Origin of the sequence: Embleya sp. NPDC005575 (genome assembly GCF_040605455.1) — a bacterium.
Classification (GTDB): Bacteria; Actinomycetota; Actinomycetes; order Streptomycetales; family Streptomycetaceae; genus Embleya.
Genome location: NZ_JBEXCV010000081.1, coordinates 23,952 through 39,297 on the forward strand (window position 1 = coordinate 23,952; position 15,346 = coordinate 39,297).

Annotated in this window: 12 protein-coding genes; 8 read left to right on the forward strand and 4 right to left on the reverse strand. The window is 69.8% G+C overall.

The annotated features are described in order from the left end of the window. The first annotated feature begins 5 nt into the window (after nt 1-5). The gene (locus tag ABZS54_RS25090; RefSeq protein WP_355540260.1) at nt 6-935 is read left to right on the forward strand and encodes an STM4011 family radical SAM protein; all 930 of its coding nucleotides are present in this window, start codon (nt 6-8) and stop codon (nt 933-935) included. A 24-nt stretch (nt 936-959) separates the two neighbouring features. Here ABZS54_RS25090 and ABZS54_RS25095 read toward each other — a convergent pair whose 3' ends face one another. Continuing rightward, complete coding sequence (locus tag ABZS54_RS25095) at nt 960-1,967, reverse strand: hypothetical protein (protein WP_355540225.1); 1,008 nt, start codon at nt 1,965-1,967, stop codon at nt 960-962. A gap of 152 nt (nt 1,968-2,119) precedes the next feature. On the opposite strand from ABZS54_RS25095, the gene ABZS54_RS25100 reads away from it, so the two are divergent. The 4 genes from ABZS54_RS25100 (at nt 2,120) to proS (ending at nt 6,333) form a co-directional block, all read left to right on the forward strand. Further along, nucleotides 2,120-2,335 carry a hypothetical protein gene (locus tag ABZS54_RS25100; RefSeq protein ID WP_355540228.1) on the forward strand — a complete coding sequence of 72 codons (216 nt, stop codon included), beginning with the start codon at nt 2,120-2,122 and terminating at the stop codon, nt 2,333-2,335. A 74-nt stretch (nt 2,336-2,409) separates the two neighbouring features. Continuing rightward, a complete protein-coding gene (locus ABZS54_RS25105; RefSeq protein WP_355540231.1) occupies nt 2,410-3,297 on the forward strand; it encodes a M20/M25/M40 family metallo-hydrolase in 888 nt (295 codons plus the stop codon). A gap of 46 nt (nt 3,298-3,343) precedes the next feature. After that, on the forward strand, nt 3,344-4,798 hold the full coding sequence (locus ABZS54_RS25110; RefSeq protein WP_355540234.1) for a M1 family metallopeptidase: 1,455 nt from the start codon (nt 3,344-3,346) through the stop codon (nt 4,796-4,798). A gap of 122 nt (nt 4,799-4,920) precedes the next feature. Next, nucleotides 4,921-6,333, forward strand: coding sequence for a proline--tRNA ligase (gene proS, locus ABZS54_RS25115; RefSeq protein ID WP_355540237.1), 1,413 nt, complete (start codon nt 4,921-4,923; stop codon nt 6,331-6,333). Nucleotides 6,334-6,504: 171 nt separating this feature from the next. Here the strand turns inward: proS and ABZS54_RS25120 are convergent, their stop codons facing one another. Further along, a complete protein-coding gene (locus ABZS54_RS25120) occupies nt 6,505-8,190 on the reverse strand; it encodes a helix-turn-helix domain-containing protein (RefSeq protein WP_355540240.1) in 1,686 nt (561 codons plus the stop codon). Nucleotides 8,191-8,474: 284 nt separating this feature from the next. Here ABZS54_RS25120 and ABZS54_RS25125 point away from each other — a divergent pair, with 284 nt between their 5' ends. After that, on the forward strand, nt 8,475-9,428 hold the full coding sequence (locus ABZS54_RS25125) for a hypothetical protein (protein ID WP_355540243.1): 954 nt from the start codon (nt 8,475-8,477) through the stop codon (nt 9,426-9,428). 69 nt (nt 9,429-9,497) lie between these two features. On the opposite strand, the gene ABZS54_RS25130 is transcribed toward ABZS54_RS25125, so the two are convergent. Continuing rightward, a complete protein-coding gene (locus ABZS54_RS25130; protein WP_355540246.1) occupies nt 9,498-10,346 on the reverse strand; it encodes an SAM-dependent methyltransferase in 849 nt (282 codons plus the stop codon). 267 nt (nt 10,347-10,613) lie between these two features. Here ABZS54_RS25130 and ABZS54_RS25135 point away from each other — a divergent pair, with 267 nt between their 5' ends. After that, nucleotides 10,614-11,264: a TetR/AcrR family transcriptional regulator gene (locus ABZS54_RS25135; protein WP_355540248.1), complete on the forward strand. Its 651-nt coding sequence runs from the start codon at nt 10,614-10,616 to the stop codon at nt 11,262-11,264. A gap of 229 nt (nt 11,265-11,493) precedes the next feature. Here ABZS54_RS25135 and ABZS54_RS25140 read toward each other — a convergent pair whose 3' ends face one another. Next, complete coding sequence (locus ABZS54_RS25140) at nt 11,494-14,196, reverse strand: immune inhibitor A domain-containing protein (protein WP_355540251.1); 2,703 nt, start codon at nt 14,194-14,196, stop codon at nt 11,494-11,496. A gap of 719 nt (nt 14,197-14,915) precedes the next feature. On the opposite strand from ABZS54_RS25140, the gene ABZS54_RS25145 reads away from it, so the two are divergent. Beyond that, entirely contained in the window at nt 14,916-15,179 is a 264-nt protein-coding gene (locus tag ABZS54_RS25145; protein ID WP_355540254.1) for a hypothetical protein, read from the forward strand. Nucleotides 15,180-15,346 lie beyond the last annotated feature (167 nt).

Sequence of the window (15,346 nt, forward strand, 5' to 3'; positions counted from 1 at the left end):
TGCCCCTGGCCGAACCGCGCTCGTCCGCCGATCCGTTGACCATCCTGTATCGGGGTCCGCTCGCCTCGTGCGACTACGACTGCGGCTACTGTCCGTTCGCCAAGCGCCGCGATACTCCCGAGCAACTGCGGGTCGACCGTGCGGCATTGGCCCGCTTCGCGGATTGGGTGACCCACGCGCCCGACCGCGTGTCGCTCCTGTTCACCCCGTGGGGCGAAGGTCTCGTGCGCAGTTGGTACCGCCGTACCCTCGCCGAGCTCAGCCGGCTCCCGCACGTCGAGCGTGTGGCCATCCAGACCAACCTGAGCGCGCACCCCCGGTGGACCGAGGCGGCGGACCGAACCCGCCTGGCGCTGTGGGCCACCTACCACCCCGACCAGGTCCCCTACGCACGATTCCTGGACCGTTGCCGCGACCTGCACGCCCGTGGCGTACGTTTCAGCGTCGGTGTCGTCGGGCTGCCCGAACACCTTTCCGCCGCACAGCGCCTGCGGGGCGACCTCCCCGTCGACGTGTACCTGTGGATCAACGCCGCCGAGGGGCATTCGTACACCGACGCGGCGGCTGCCCAATGGGCCGCTCTGGACCCGCACTTCGGCTTCAGCCGGCACCCGCACCCGTCCCGCGGCGTACCGTGCCGCACGGGCGACACGGTGATCAGCGTCGACGGCGAAGGCACCGTACGCCGTTGCCATTTCGTACCCGAGGTGCTGGGCAACCTCTACGACGGCTCGTTCCGCGCCGCGCTCGCCCCGGCACCGCCCTGCCCCGAACGGGCCTGCGACTGCCACATCGGCTACGTCCACCTGACATCGCTACCCCTGTACGACGTCTTCGCCGACGGCATCCTCGAACGCGTCCCCGCGCCACCGGATCCGGCGCCGCGTGCCTGCGACGTCGGCGGGTTCGGTGCGGTCGGCCGATTCGCCGAGTGATCCAACCGTCCGCACGCGCGTGGCTCAGTCGCGATAAGGCGCCAGTGCCTCCTGCGAGTTGCGGAAGGCTTCGGCGAGAAAGCCACGGCTCGTGTAGTACCAGGGGTATTCGTAGACGCTGTTGTTGGCGGCCGCGAACTGGACCGCGAGGTCGATCCATCGGTCCGACATCGCGAGGGAGTAGGTCAAGATGCTGAGGTCGTGCAGCCAGGTGGGATTGCGGCCGGCGCCGTCCTTGGGGTAGGTCGCGAGGGCCGCGTCGAGGTCTGCCCGACGCTCGGGGTGCGACCAGAACGCGTCGATGTCGAAATCGGAGTCACGGTCGTTCTCGCGCAGTTGGTACTCGATGTGCGCCTGCAACACCAGGAGGGCCAGCGGCGATCCGGCAGGCGCCTGAGCCGCAGCCTTGCGGGCGAACGCGTACATCTCTTCGTGCGAGCCGTACCACTTGGCGGCGAGGTACTGGAGGGCGCTGTTGTGGCCGAACCGGCTGTGTGGGTCCCGGGCGAGCAGCTCGGACCAGCGGGCCTCGAAGACCTCTCGCGGAGCCCCTCGGCCGATGGTGACCCACAGCCGGGTGACCCACGGCGTCGGGTCCTGCGGGGCGGCCTCGCACGCGAGCAGGCAGGCCCGCTCCGCGTGTTCGAGGATCCGGGCGAACTCGGCGAACGCCTCGGAGCTGGTGTCGCGTGCCCAACCGCCGCCACGCGCCTCCCAGGCCGCGTTCACCGCGACCTGCGCCTCGACCACGATCCGGTCGGCCGAGTCGGGTTGTGCGTGCGTCCAGGCCACGAACCACGCGGGATTCTTCAGGATGCTCTCGGCGAGGGTCTCCACACAGAGGGCGCGTCGATCCCAGTTCGATCCGATCTGTTCGAGCATCTGCGCCGCGGGCTCGAATCGCCCGGTCCGCACGACGAAGTCGCGGGCGGCGGCCACTTCGAGATCCAGCATGGCGCGGTCCTCGACGAAGGCCGGGCCCGCGGGGGTGTCGTCGCGCCCTGGCCGACGGAACCGCTTGAAGATCGACATGAAAGCGCAGCGTAGGGCATCACCCGCACCCGAACCTGCCCACCCCCCAGCGGCGAGGTTGGCGAAGGAGTGGACCGTGCCGCGCCGTTCGGGCTCGCGGTCCGTGCGGTTCGACGCACCCGCCGGCCCCGGAGCACCCGGGCGAGCGGTGGATGCCGCCGCCCGCCGGCGAGGCCGCCCGGGTCGCCGACCTCGCGCACGCCGGGGTCTTCGTACTCCGGATCGTTGCGGCCGGTTTGGCCATCCCCGTGGTCGCCCGGATCACCGCGTTGCAGAGCGAACGGGAACAGGCCCTGCGCGGACCGGTGTTCGGTGCGCCGATGCACGCCTTCACACCGCACGACCATGGGTTTCTGACAGCTCCTTGACATCGCCCGGCGATTCTGACGTTCCGGCTCCTCGCCGGAACATCGCACCGCTTCCCTCAAGGAGAGAGTCCCGTATGGAGATACCCAGCCGCATCCGGCGCACGGCCGCGGTGGTCGGCCTGTGCGTGGCCCTGGTCGCCTTGCCCGCCGCAGCACAGGCCGAACCTGCGGCGCCGCGGAATCCGCAGGCGCCCGTCGTCACCACGGAACAGGTCATGCCGCACCTGCGGGCCCTGCAGGCGATCGCGGACCGCACCGGAGGCAACCGCGCCCACGGCAGCAAGGGCTTCCGGCAGTCGCTGACGTATGTGAAGGGGGTCCTGGACCGGGCCGGCTTCCGCACAAACCTGCGACCGTTCCTCCACAACGGTGTGCTCGGGTACAACCTCATCGCCGACTGGCCGGGAGGCGACCCCGACCATGTCGTGCTCGTCGGCGCCCATCTCGACAGCGTCGCGGCGGGGCCCGGCATGAACGACAACGGCTCCGGCGCGGCCGCCGTGCTCGCCTCCGCCGTCGCGATGTCGCGGGCCGGCGTCGCGCCCAAGCGCCATCTGCGGTTCGCGTGGTGGGGCGCGGAGGAGCAGGGCCTGATCGGCTCCAAGGACTACGTGGCGAAACTGTCCGCCGCCGAGCGCGAGAAGATCGACGTCTACCTCAACTTCGACATGACCGGCACCAAAAGCGTGCAGCAGTGGCTCGTCGTCCACGACGAACCCCGGGCCACGGACGCGTTCGAGGCGTACTTCGCGGCCAAGGGACTGCCCACCTTCGACATCGGCATCGGCGGCTCGGACCACGAGTCCTTCGGCGCCGCCGGAATCCCGGTGTCCGGCTTCACCAGCGGCGTCGACGGCTGTCTGCACAAGGCCTGTGACCGCATCGACAACGTGGACCCCGAGACCGAGACCATCAGCACCAACGCCGTCCTCGGCGTGACCTGGCAACTCGCCACCCGCTGAGCACCGACCACGGCCACCACTGCTATCACGGGCAGGAACAGGACTTATGCGCAGCACAACGAGACGGCGTCGCCATTTCGCGCTGGTGGGCATCCTGGCAGGCGCCATGCTGCTGACCACCGTGCCCTCCTCGGCCGCCGGCACCGGTGCCGGCGGACCCGGTTTGGGGGACCCGTACTTTCCCGACGACGGGAACTCCGGCTACGACGTCGCCGACTACGACGTCCGCGTGGCCTACGACCCGGACCACCCGGACCACCTGACCGGCGACACCACGGTGACCGCCACCGCCACCGCCCGGCTCGACCGATTCCATCTGGACCTGGAGGGCTTCGAGGTCGACTCGGTCACCATCGACGGCACCCCCGCGAGGAGCTTCTCCCGCAGCGGCGCGCATGAATTGCTCATCACCCCGGCCCGCCGGATCGCGAAGGGCGCGAAGTTCGCCGTCCGGGTCCGCTACTCCGGCAAACCCGTCGGCAAGAGCTGGCACCGGCTCCCCGACGGCGCGGCGAACGTGACCGGTGAGCCGCACTCCGCCACCGCGTGGTACCCGGCCAACGACCACCCGTCCGACAAGGCGACCCTGCGGCTCACCGCAACGGTCCCCGAGGCCTGGACCGTGATCGGCAACGGCCGTCCCGGACGGACCACTTCCTCCGGTCATGGCCAAAAGACCTACCGCTGGTACGAGGACAAGCCGCTCGCCACCTACGTCAGCACCATCGCCATCGACAAGTTCACGGTGCACACGTCGAAACTGGCCGACGGCACCCCGGTCGTCAACGCCTACAGCCCCGGCACCGTGATCGACCCGCAGGCCGAGGCACTGCTGCCGGAGATCATCGACTTCCTGGCCTCGAAGTTCGGCCCGTACCCGTTCTCCTCGGCCGGCTTCATCGTCGTCAACGGCGATCCCGCCGCACCCCGGGGCGGCGCCGCGCTGGAGACGCAGAGCCGTCCGACCTACATCGGTGGGGCGGTGTTCGACTCCTCGCTGGTGCACGAGTACACCCACCAGTGGTTCGGCAACAGCGTCTCGTTCACGGACTGGCGTGACGGTTGCCTTGCCGAGTGCGTCGCCCAGTACGCCAACCAACTGTGGGACGAGAAGAGTGGCGCCGACCTGGACACCGGCTTCTATCCCGGCATGATCGAGCAGAGCAGGCAGGACCCCGATTTCTGGAGCGTGAAGCTCTACGACCCGGGCGCAGGCAGGGAGTTGCACTCGGCGCTGTACTTCAAGGGGTCGATGATGATGCACGCCCTGCGGCGCACCATCGGGGACGCCGCCTTCTTCGGGACGCTCCGGCAGTGGCAGCGCGAGCACCGCTACGGCAACGCCTCGTGGCCGCAGTTCGAGGCACTCGCGAAGAAGGTCTCCGCCCGGCCGGACCTCTCCGCGTTCTTCGACGCCTGGGTGCACGGCACCACCGTCCCGGAGGACAAGTACCTGTACCCCGGAAGCCTCGGCGCCCTCGCCCCGGCAAACTCTCGCTGATCAAGGCATGGGTGAGGCCCGGGACCATCGGGTGCCGGGCCTCGTGCCTCCCGGCGGGAGCCGCGGCGCGACGGGAGATATCGATTAGCGCCCGGCCCGGCCCGCGTCCTACCATCCGGACCATGCCCAAGGCTCCCGTGCTCACCCCCCGAGCGGACGACTTTCCCCGCTGGTATCAAGACCTGATCGGCAAGGCCGAATTGGCCGACAACGGTCCGGTGCGCGGCACCATGGTCATTCGACCGTACGGGTACAGCCTGTGGGAGCGCATGCAGCAGGAGATGGACGCCCGGATCAAGGAGGCGGGCGCATCGAACGCGTACTTCCCGCTCCTGATCCCGCAGTCGTACCTGACCAAGGAGGCCGAGCACGTCGAGGGCTTCGCTCCCGAGCTCGCCGTCGTCACGCACGGCGGCGGCAAGGAACTGGACGAGCCGGTCGTCATTCGCCCCACCTCCGAAACGATCGTCAACGAGTACTTCGCCAAGTGGGTGCAGAGCTATCGCGACCTGCCCCTGCTCATCAACCAGTGGGCCAACGTGGTGCGTTGGGAGCTGCGCCCGCGCGTGTTCCTGCGCACGACGGAGTTCCTGTGGCAGGAGGGCCACACCGCGCACGCCACGTACGAGGACGCCCGGGACTACGCCGCGCGCATCCACCGGGACGTGTACGCCGAGTTCATGGAGAACGTCCTCGCCATGGACGTCGTGCCGGGACGCAAGACGGTCCGGGAACGGTTCGCCGGCGCGATCAACACGCTCACCCTCGAAGGCATGATGGGCGACGGCAAGGCCCTCCAATTGGGCACCAGTCACGAGCTCGGCCAGAACTTCGCCAAGGCCTTCGAGACGCGCTATCTGTCGAAGGACGGTCACCAGGAGTACGTCTGGCAGACGTCGTGGGGCTCCACCACGCGCATGATCGGCGCGCTGGTGATGATGCACGGGGACGACGACGGTCTGCGCATCCCGCCGCGCTTGGCGCCGATTCAGGCGGTGGTCGTCGCCGTGAAGAGCGACGACGCGGTTCTGGCCGAGGTCCGCGCGATCGGTGACCGGCTGAAGGCGGCGGGCGTCCGCGTCCACGTCGACGATCGTACGGACACGCCGTTCGGCCGCCGGGCGGTCGACTGGGAGCTCAAGGGCGTGCCGGTCCGGATCGAGGTCGGGCCTCGGGACCTGGCGAACGGTAGCGCCGTGCTGGTCCGCCGCATCGCGGGCGGCAAGGAGCCGGTGGCGATCGCCGGACTGGCCGAACTCGTGCCCACCGTGCTGGAGGACGACCAGGCACTGCTGCTGGCCCAGTCCAGAGAGCGGCGCACGGGTCGCGAGGTCGAGGTGAGCACGATCGAGGAGGCCACCGAGGCCGCGAGCACCGGCTGGGCCCGCATCCCGTGGGCCACACTCGGCCCGGAGGGCGAGGCAAGGCTCGCCGAACAGGGCGTGTCCGTCCGCTGCCTGATCGCCGCGGACGGCTCGGTCCCCGAAACCGACGACCAACCGGGCAACATCGCCGTGGTCGCCCGCGCCTACTGACCCACCAGGGGGCCGGTGCCGCAGCCCACCGGGCTGCGGCCGGCCCCCTGCTCGTCCACCACCGTCGGAATCCGGCGACACACTCGCGTCCGTCGGTCGTGCCGGCGATCCCGCGTCGGAGCGTTCGGGTGGCCTGCTCCATGCGTTCGGCCGGGTCGGGCGCCCTGAGCGCTACTCCTCGGTCGGGGCGGTGGCCGGCACCGCGTCGCCGACGTCACGGCCCGGGTCGCCCGGCCGCCGGCTCATCAGGCGCAGTTGCAACTGGACCGCGAAGCGTGCCGCCGGATCCTGTAGGTCGATCCGGCCGACCTCGGTCATCCGACGCATCCGGTATCGGAAGGTGTTGGGGTGCACGAACATGCTCGCCGAGGCCGACGTCACATCGCCGAAGGCGTCCAGCCACGCCTGCAATGTCTCGACCAGGCTCGTGTTGTGCTTGGCGTCGTAGGCGACGAGTCGGGCGAGCGGACCGACGAGTTCGTCGCCGTTGGCCACGGCGAGGTCGCGTACCTCCAGGAGCAGGGCGTCGACGTAGACGTCGGAGATCGAGGCGACCCGCCGGTTCACATGTCCGCCGGCGAGCACACGCAGCGCGCGGTCCGCGTTGGTGCGCGAGCGGCGCAGCGCGGCGGGTTCCTTCGCGACCGATCCGATACCGATCAGCGCCTTGACTCGATCGCCGGTGCGCTCCAGAAAGTTCGTGGCGATCTGTACGGTGCGCTCGCGTCCGTCCGCCGGATCGCCCGGTGCCGGCAGGACCGCGTAGGCGATGTCGCCCAGCAGGGCGACGGCCGAGCGTGGTTGCACGGCGTTGAGGTGGATCGCGAGGGCCCCGGCCAGTCGTTGCCGTTCGGCCGTCAGTTGCGCGTGGTCCTCGCCCGTGCCGGGGGCCAGGCCCAGCGCCAGTACCACCGTAGGTTCGTGCACCAGGCCCAGGCGGTCGAGGGCGTCGACGGCGCCGGGCCCGCCGCCCAGCACCGTGGTGACCAGGTCCGCGCGCAGCCGGTGCTCGAAGTCGGCGCCGGCCCTGTGGCGCAGCAGGTGCAGGGCCGCGAGTTCGGCGGCCTCGCGAAACGCCGCCGCACGTTCGGGGCTGAGCGGCTCGCGCACGGCGGCCCAGATCGAACCGAGGATCTCGTCGCCCGCCCGGATGACGATCGCCACCCGGAAGAGGCCGAGCTCGCCCTCGTCGAGGGTGGCCGGGGCGAAGAACACCGGTTCCCGGCTGCGGTACAGCTCCTTGAAGACGCCGCGGGCGGCCATGATGCGCAGGTATTCCTCGGGCACTCGACGGTTGAGGATGGTGGCCACGCGTGAGGGGTCGGCCTCGTCCTGTCGGCCGGAGAAGGCCAGGACGTGGGAGCGGCGGTCCTCGATGGTGACCGGTGCGTCGAGGAGGGTGGCCACCGCGTTGGCGAGCGCGAACAGGTCCCCCGAGGGGATGCCGCCCAGGGTCTGCGTCCCGGCCTCGCCGATGTCGCCTTCGGTGAGCAACGTGCGCAACAGCGCGGCGAGTTGGGCCCAGGACGCGCCCCGGGTCAGCGCCAACAACGCCACCCCCGCCTGCTCGGCGGCGGTGGCGACCGCGGGGTCGGGTTCGAGGGGCCCGCGGACGATCAGCGCGGCGACGTCGTGGGTGCCGAGCGTGCGCAGCAGGCGGATGATCTCGGCGGGGCCGTGCACGGCGGGGCCCAGCACCACGGCATGCGGCGGGTACTGCGGTTCGTCGTGCGGATCATGGATGACCACCCCGCCGATCTCCTCCACGGTGTCCGGGTCGCCGTGGATCAGGTCGAGGAGCGTGGGGCCGAAGTCCTCGAGTACGCGGCCCAGGCTCCTGCGGGAGTGCGTCGTCACGTGTGGGTCACCTCTGTGGGGCGGAACCGATGCGGTCCTCCGAGATCGTACGCGGGACAACAATAGGCACAGCGACGATGGCCGCTCGGGGCATCGACGATGACCGCGTCCGCTCTACCGGATTCTCGACCGGGGTACGCGGTGCACGGTTTCCGGCCCGCGCGAAGGCCCGGTAGCGCCCGTCGACAACCGCCGAACGCCCGGCCGTGGGCACGGAACCGGCCGGGCGGGTGGTGCGTCACACCGGCGCCGCGCACGGAGCGCGGCGTCCTGGAGGTGGACCCGTGTCCGTTCCCGCACCACGACTGATCCTCACCCTCGCGGTCGCCCTGTTCGCCACCGCCCTGACCGCGTGCGGTGCGGAGCAGGACGGCGCCGACGCGCGCGCACCCGTGGCAACCGGGAGTCCGTCCGCCGAAACCATCGCTCAGGCACGACGGGACGCCGAGCAGGCGGCCGATCGCTGGGAGGCGGACTCCGCCGCGGACAAACCGCGCTCCCTCGTCCTCCGCGGCGGCATGCCCATCCAGGTCGGCAATTGGGAGTCGGGCAACCACGCCTTCAAGGTCGCGCTCGGCGACGGCTGCTTTGCCCCGCCCGCACCCGGGGTGCTCCCGCGGACGCCGGTGGACGGCGAGGTGCGCTGGGCGGACGGAGTCGTCCAGCGCCGCCCGGCCACGGCACCGCTCCAGGGCTACGGCACGTCCGTGCCGCCCGAGCTGAAGTCCCGCTGCGGAACGGCGCAGTCCCCCCGGCTGACCGTCACGTCCGTGTCCGCGGCGACTCGAACCGTGCAGACCACCGAGGGCGAGGCGACCGTCCCGACCTGGGAGATCGCGTTCGCGGACACCTCCGTACGGGTGATCGGCCTCGCGGTCACCGACGACCCGTGGCCGGACCCCGGTCGCCCGATGCAAAGCGTGGACACCGCGATCGTGGCCGGGGACGGCCGTACCCTCACCGTCGGGTTCAACGGCTCACCGGACGGGCCCGGTCCGTGCGGGAGCGACTACCTACCGGTGACCGTACAGCGCGACAAGGTCGTCGCCGTCGCGGTGGTCGGCATCTCGAAACCCGGGCCGACGGTCGCCGAGGACGGCGTGCGGATCGCGTGCCCCGCAATGTTGGCCTCGCGCACCGTGACGATCACCCTCGACGCACCGTTGGGAAACCGCGCTCTGATCGGCACCGCCGGCCTGCCGCTCCGACCGCCGCCGCCGACGTGGCCTACGGGCTGACCGGTCCGGGCCATCCGCCCGCCCGCACCGACTCGACGCCCGCGCGCGTGCGCGGGGTTGTCGGGCGGGTCAGGCGCGTTTGACCGCCACACCGCCGTACATCGCGATGTCCTGGTCGCGCACGGGCGTGGCATCGTGGTCGGGCCGCCAGTGGTGGACCAGGGTCACCCCGGGGTCGACCAGGTCGTAGCCGTCGAAGAAGGCCAGCGCCTGGCCCCGGTCCCGGATCTGCAGCGGCATGCCGCGGGCGTTGTACTCGCGGCCCACGCCGCCGACCCCCACCGGGTCGGTGTCGCCGGTGAACACGGTCAGCACCAGGAAGCTGCCCGGCGCCAATTCGTCCATGAGCCGGCGTACGAGTCCCTGCGGGTCGTCCCGGTCCAGGACGAAGTGCACGATCGCGACCAGGGACAGGGCCACCGGCTTGCCCAGGTCCAGCACTTCACGCAGTTGCGGCGCGCCGATGATCGAGTCGACGTCACGCAGATCGGCATCGACGTAGCAGGTCCTGCCCTGTGCGGCGCTCGACATCAGGGCGCGCGCGTGGGTCAGCACGATCGGGTCGTTGTCGACGTAGGCGACCCGCGTCTCGGGGGCGATGGCCTGCGCGATCTCGTGCACGTTCGGCGAGGTGGGGATGCCGGTGCCGATGTCCAGGAATTGGCGAATGCCGTACTGCTCGGTGAGGTGGCGCACGGCGCGGTTCATGAACGTCCGGGTGGTACGCATCGAGATCGGCAGGGCCGGCCACGCCTCCACCGACGCCTTGGCGGCCACCCGGTCCGGCTCGAAATTGGTCTTGCCGCCGATGAGATAGTCGTAGACCCGGGCCGAATGCGGGACGTCCAGGCGTAAGTCCACCATCGGCTGGTGCTCGTCCTGCGGTTCCCGTCCGGACATCCACTGTTCGTCCGACATCCTTCGCCTCTTCCGTCTGCCTGGGGTGCAACACCAACTGCCGTTCCGGCGAGCCGTGTTGTGCATGCTAAGGGCGGCCCTGAAGCGCCATGCGACTCCCCCGCCCCGGCCCGCCCCCGCGGGGCCGGATCGCCCCTGGACGTCCGCATGCCCGGTGGTACCGACCGGCCCGTCAGGTGGGCACCGACTCTGGAGCGGACGCAACGTCTCGTTGGTTGCAGATGCAATATTCTCGACGCGGAAGGCGGGACGACAGAGGGAGGCGAGATGACATCCAGGACGCAGGGCACCCGGGCCGACGGCACCGACAATTCCGCGCGGCAGCACCACGGCAACCGGCACGGACGCAGCGAACGGGCCCGACTGGCGGTACTGGAGGCGGCCGACGACCTGCTCGTCGAGAAAGGATTCACCGGCGTCACGATGGAGGGCATAGCCGCCAGGGCGGGCGTGGCCAAGCAGACCATCTACCGGTGGTGGAGCACCAAGACCGACGTCCTGATGGACGCCTTCCTCCAGGACGCCGTCGAGGACCTGATACCGCTCGACTCCGGCGACCTCGCCCTCGATCTACGGGACTACCTGCGGCGACTTGCCCACTTCCTCGGCAGCTCCGACTCCGGAGCCGTCTTCCGCGCACTGATCGGCCAGGCTCAGCACGATCCGGTGTTCGCCGCGGACTTTCGATCCCGCTGGCTCGACGCACAACGTCGACGCGACCGGCTGCCGCTCGAACGCGCCCTCCGCGGAGGCCGGTTGCCCGCCGACCTCGACATCGCGACCGAGACGGACCAACTCCTGGGCCCCCTCTACTACCGCGTCCTGGTGACCGCCCAGCCCGTCGACGACGCCTTCACCGACGGCCTCGTCGACGCATTCCTGCGCCGCCACGGGCCGATCCCACCAGCGGCCTCCTGAACGATCCCGCCGCGCCCCGGCCGGCCAGAGGCCGAGGTTGGCCGTGTAGCCCTTGGCGCTGGAAGTACGCGGTAGACATCCGCGTCAGTCGTCGTGCCGACTACGGCAGGGGGTGAAGACAAGGGTTGTCTTCGGTGCGGCGGTGAGCCCCATCGGGACGTGCATCGGCCCCCACGACCACAACCCGGTCGTGGGGGCCGATGTCGCACCCGTCCTCTTGCGCGCCCGGCTACTTACGCGCGGGCAGGATCCACACGACGGCGCCCTGGTCACCCGACAGCGGGTATACCGGGAACGCGGTCACCCCATATGCCTTGTCCCATCCGGGGTTTCCGGAACCGAGCACCGAGGAGAAGAACGGCTTGCCGTAGTTGGCGTGGTCCGGCGAACCGTCCGCCTTGGTCACTCGGGTCGAGTACGGAGCCCGCGCCGGGACCACGGTCGAGCCGGTGGCGTCCTTGGCGGCGAAGCCGGTCGCGTTGGCCTCCGCACCCGGTGCGTAGCCGAACGAGTCGGAGAAGAACCGCACCGGCTCCTGCTTGGCGAAGGTCGCGCAGTGGTCGCCCGCTCTGCGGCAGGCCCGGAACCCGGCCGTGTCCTTGAAGCCGAACGCCGCGTTCGCCGACTGCACTCGGGGTTCGAGGTTGGCCGCCGAGTTCGACGGCGCGTCCGGGAACCGGTAGGGGTTCGGGTTCGCGTCGACGAGGAGCAGCTCGCCCTTGGCACCCCACGACGGGGACTTGTCGAGGTTGTCGAAAACGCCGTTGTTCGGGTACGAGCTGTCCCGCAACCACACCAGCAGGCCCGGTGCGTTGTATGCGAGCTTCTCGCGCTTGCCGTTCTCGCCGAACGTGTAGGTGTACTTCAGGCCCTGGTCGAAGCCGGACATGTTGCGCCACTCGAGCAGGTAGTACTGCTCGCGGCTGAAGGTGCCGTCGGTACGGATCCAGCCGGCGCCCTTGGTACCCGCGCCGACCGAACCCCCCTGCGCGGTCCAGCCGTTGTCGCCCTGCTCGACGTCGTCCGACCACACCGTGGTGGAGCCGTTGGTGAGCGAGAAGTCGTCCGCGACCCAGCCCTTCCACTGCGTCGCCGCGTCCGTGTCGACACCGAGGCGCAGCTTGATGTTCTGGCCGGCGTACGGCGTCAGGTCCACGTGATCGTGGCGCCAGCCGTTGCTCTCGCCGGTCAACCCGGTGCTCTTGTGGAACGCCCGGAGATTCCCGTTCGGGTCCGGGTAGTCCGGTGGGGTCGACACGAGCTTGCCGGTGTCGTCCCGGACCTGGAGTTGCGTCCACGTGGTGCCACCGTCGGTGGACACCTCGACGAAGCCGAAGTCCCAGTCCTCCTCCAGGGCGTAGTCGCTCCACCACTGGAACTTCACGTCGGAGCCGGCCGGAACCGCGATGTCACGGGCGATCTTCACGTCCGCCCAGTCCTGGTCGTTGCTCGAATACCACGCCTTCGTGCCGCTGTGTGGCGTGCTGAACCTGATCACCTTGTCCGGGAGGTTCACCCGAACGGCCTGCTTGGTGCCCTTGGGCGTCTTGGCCGCCTGTCCGAGCGTGACCAGTGCGGGCCGGTCGCCCACCTTGAGGACTTCCGGTGTCAGCCAGCCCAGCGTGTACTTGGACCACGCGCTCATGTGGGCGGGCATCGACTGGAAGAGCGGGCCGGAGTGGGACCCGTTCGCCATCAGGTCCCAGAAGTTGACGTCCGACGCGCCACCGCTGAAGTTGTCGTACAGGTCCGGCAGACCGAGGTCGTGGCCGTACTCGTGGGCGAACACACCCACTCCCGAGTCCTCCGGCTGCACGATGTAGTTCGAGATCTTCTTCTGGGTCCCGGGGACCGTGTACCCGCCCGCCACGGCGCTGGAGTGCGCCCAGATGGCATACGTGCCCTCTGCGCCGCCGCCGGTGGACTTGTCCTTGCCCGAGTGCACGAGGACCAGGTGGTCCACCACACCGTCCGGCTCCAGCGTGTTGCCGTCGCCGTCCGCGTCGCCGGTGTCCTCCTTGTCGTAGTCGGCCCACGGGAAGTTCGGTTGGCTGCGCGCGAGTTCGTTCACCGCGTCGATGGCCAACGTGGCGGCTCCACCCGGGTTGTTCGGGTGCCCGCCCATGTCCTGCTCGCGCTTGCCGCAACGACCGGCGCCGTACCATGCCTCGGAGTGCGGCACCTTGATCCACGAGGTTGCGGTGCCGGACACGGTGTACTTACCGCCCGACATCTCCTCGTACATGTTCTTCATCGTGTAGCCGGAGACGTCGATACCCGGCTTGCCGTCGGGACCGGTCAGGTCCATCCGCATGCGTTCGGTGATGCCCTGCTTGGTGTAGAGCATCTTGTTGAAGTGTTCCGGGCTGAAGTCCTTGACCCACGGCGTGTTGTTGTCCTGCCCGGTGAGCGCCGGGTCCGGAATGGCGTTGTGCAATGGCCCGTTCTTGATCGTGCCCGGCGGTTCCAGCACACAGGAGGCGTCGGCGACACTGGCCCGACGGTTGAATCCGGAGAAGTCGTCGTTGGCGTTCTCGTTGAACTCGACGAGAACCGTCAACAGCTTGGCTTCCTGCTTGGAACCTGGCGCCAAGCCGGTCTTCTCGGCCTTGAGTTGCTCCGGGCTCTTACCCGTGCGCTGGGCTTCGGCTTCGAGAAGGCGCAGTTGCGATGCCGCGCGAGGATTGCCCTCGCGTTCCTTGCTGCCGCCTCCCGCTTTGGCCTCGCGGGCCTTGTCGGCGGCGGTCTGCTCGGCATCGATGCGGCCGTCGGGACCGACCTCGTTCTCGACGGGGTTGAAGTATTGATCGGTGGGGCCGGGATTCCATTCGGCCCTGGTGGTGTCCACACGCGCGGCGGCTGCGGACGACGTGACACCGGGTGCCGCGGTCAGTCCCGTGACCGCGAGGAGCGAGACGGACAGTAGCGTCACCGGGCCACGCAATCGCCGGATGCCTCGCGGCGGAGTTCCGCCGCGTCCGGGTATCGCTCGACTCAAGATGGTCTCCCTTCCGCCCGGAAAGTGGTTCCGGACGCGAAGCGACGCCGATCAGGGTGCTGTGGTGCCGTTGTGCGCCCACGACGTCGAGCTGTTTCGGCAGAAACCCGACGCCTGCTCCCACCGACCTTCGGGTCTCGGCGAGCGGTGGGAAATGGGCCGGGTGACCGGACACTAGAGGCGCGAGTGACGGCAGAGGCAGGGGAAGTCAAAGGTTCTTTGCGAAGTCTTTACTCAACTATCAACGGGGCGTGCCCGACGAAGTGATCACGCTCGCCTTGATCGACTAAAATTCGCCCGCCGAAATCGTCCCGCGCCCTGTCCCCACGGCAAGTTCCTTGCGGATGACCGGACTTGGGCCTCGGCTGGGCAGGATTCGCGCGCTTCGAGCAGGTCGATCGCAGGCCCCGTCGCCGCAGCCGCCGGCGCCGCCCACCGCGCTGCGCAAGACCGCGGGGCGAGCCGACCGGGCCGGGAACTGCCCCTGGACGCCGTCAAGTCAACTTTCGTATCGCGCACAGCCATCCTTCGGGCGTCGCACCCATCCTTCGCAGGTTCCGCGCGAGTCGGGCAGCCGTCATCCTGGATCGGGTCCGGAGCGGCGTACGAGAGTTCGGCGCGCCGATCCCGGTTGCGCTGCCCACACTCGAAGCATGGACATCCTCGAAACACACGGCACGATCTCGCTCCCGGGACGGGGCGAAGTCGAGGTCACGCTCGACCTGTACGACCCGCCCCGCACCGACGACGTACTGCCCAGCGGGTGGACCGCGATCATCACCTCCGGCCCCGACCTCGCCCTCGGCGAGCAGGGCCTGCTCTTCCTCGACGCCCAGGACCGCCTGACGGCCAACCCCTTCGTCGTCGCCGCGATCGGCGACCGCGTCACCCGAATCAGCGCTCACGAGTCACGGTGAACGGAAGTCCCCCACGCCCAACGATTTTCTCCGCTCAAGTGGCGGCCACACCAACGAAGTTCGCCGGACCCGGAAGGGCTCGGCGCACGCGATCCGGTCGGCGAGGCGACCGCGACGCACCCGGCCGGGGTGCGGGGGCCGTCGGCCCGGCTTCCCGAGGCGGGGCC

Coding starts and splice junctions, on each gene's coding strand:
- proS (WP_355540237.1), top strand. CDS start 4,921: ATGCCCAAGGCTCCCGTGCTCACCCCCCGAGCGGACGACTTTCCCCGC.
- ABZS54_RS25095 (WP_355540225.1), bottom strand. CDS start 1,967: ATGTCGATCTTCAAGCGGTTCCGTCGGCCAGGGCGCGACGACACCCCC.
- ABZS54_RS25105 (WP_355540231.1), top strand. CDS start 2,410: ATGGAGATACCCAGCCGCATCCGGCGCACGGCCGCGGTGGTCGGCCTG.
- ABZS54_RS25110 (WP_355540234.1), top strand. CDS start 3,344: ATGCGCAGCACAACGAGACGGCGTCGCCATTTCGCGCTGGTGGGCATC.
- ABZS54_RS25145 (WP_355540254.1), top strand. CDS start 14,916: ATGGACATCCTCGAAACACACGGCACGATCTCGCTCCCGGGACGGGGC.
- ABZS54_RS25100 (WP_355540228.1), top strand. CDS start 2,120: ATGCCGCCGCCCGCCGGCGAGGCCGCCCGGGTCGCCGACCTCGCGCAC.
- ABZS54_RS25130 (WP_355540246.1), bottom strand. CDS start 10,346: ATGTCGGACGAACAGTGGATGTCCGGACGGGAACCGCAGGACGAGCAC.
- ABZS54_RS25135 (WP_355540248.1), top strand. CDS start 10,614: ATGACATCCAGGACGCAGGGCACCCGGGCCGACGGCACCGACAATTCC.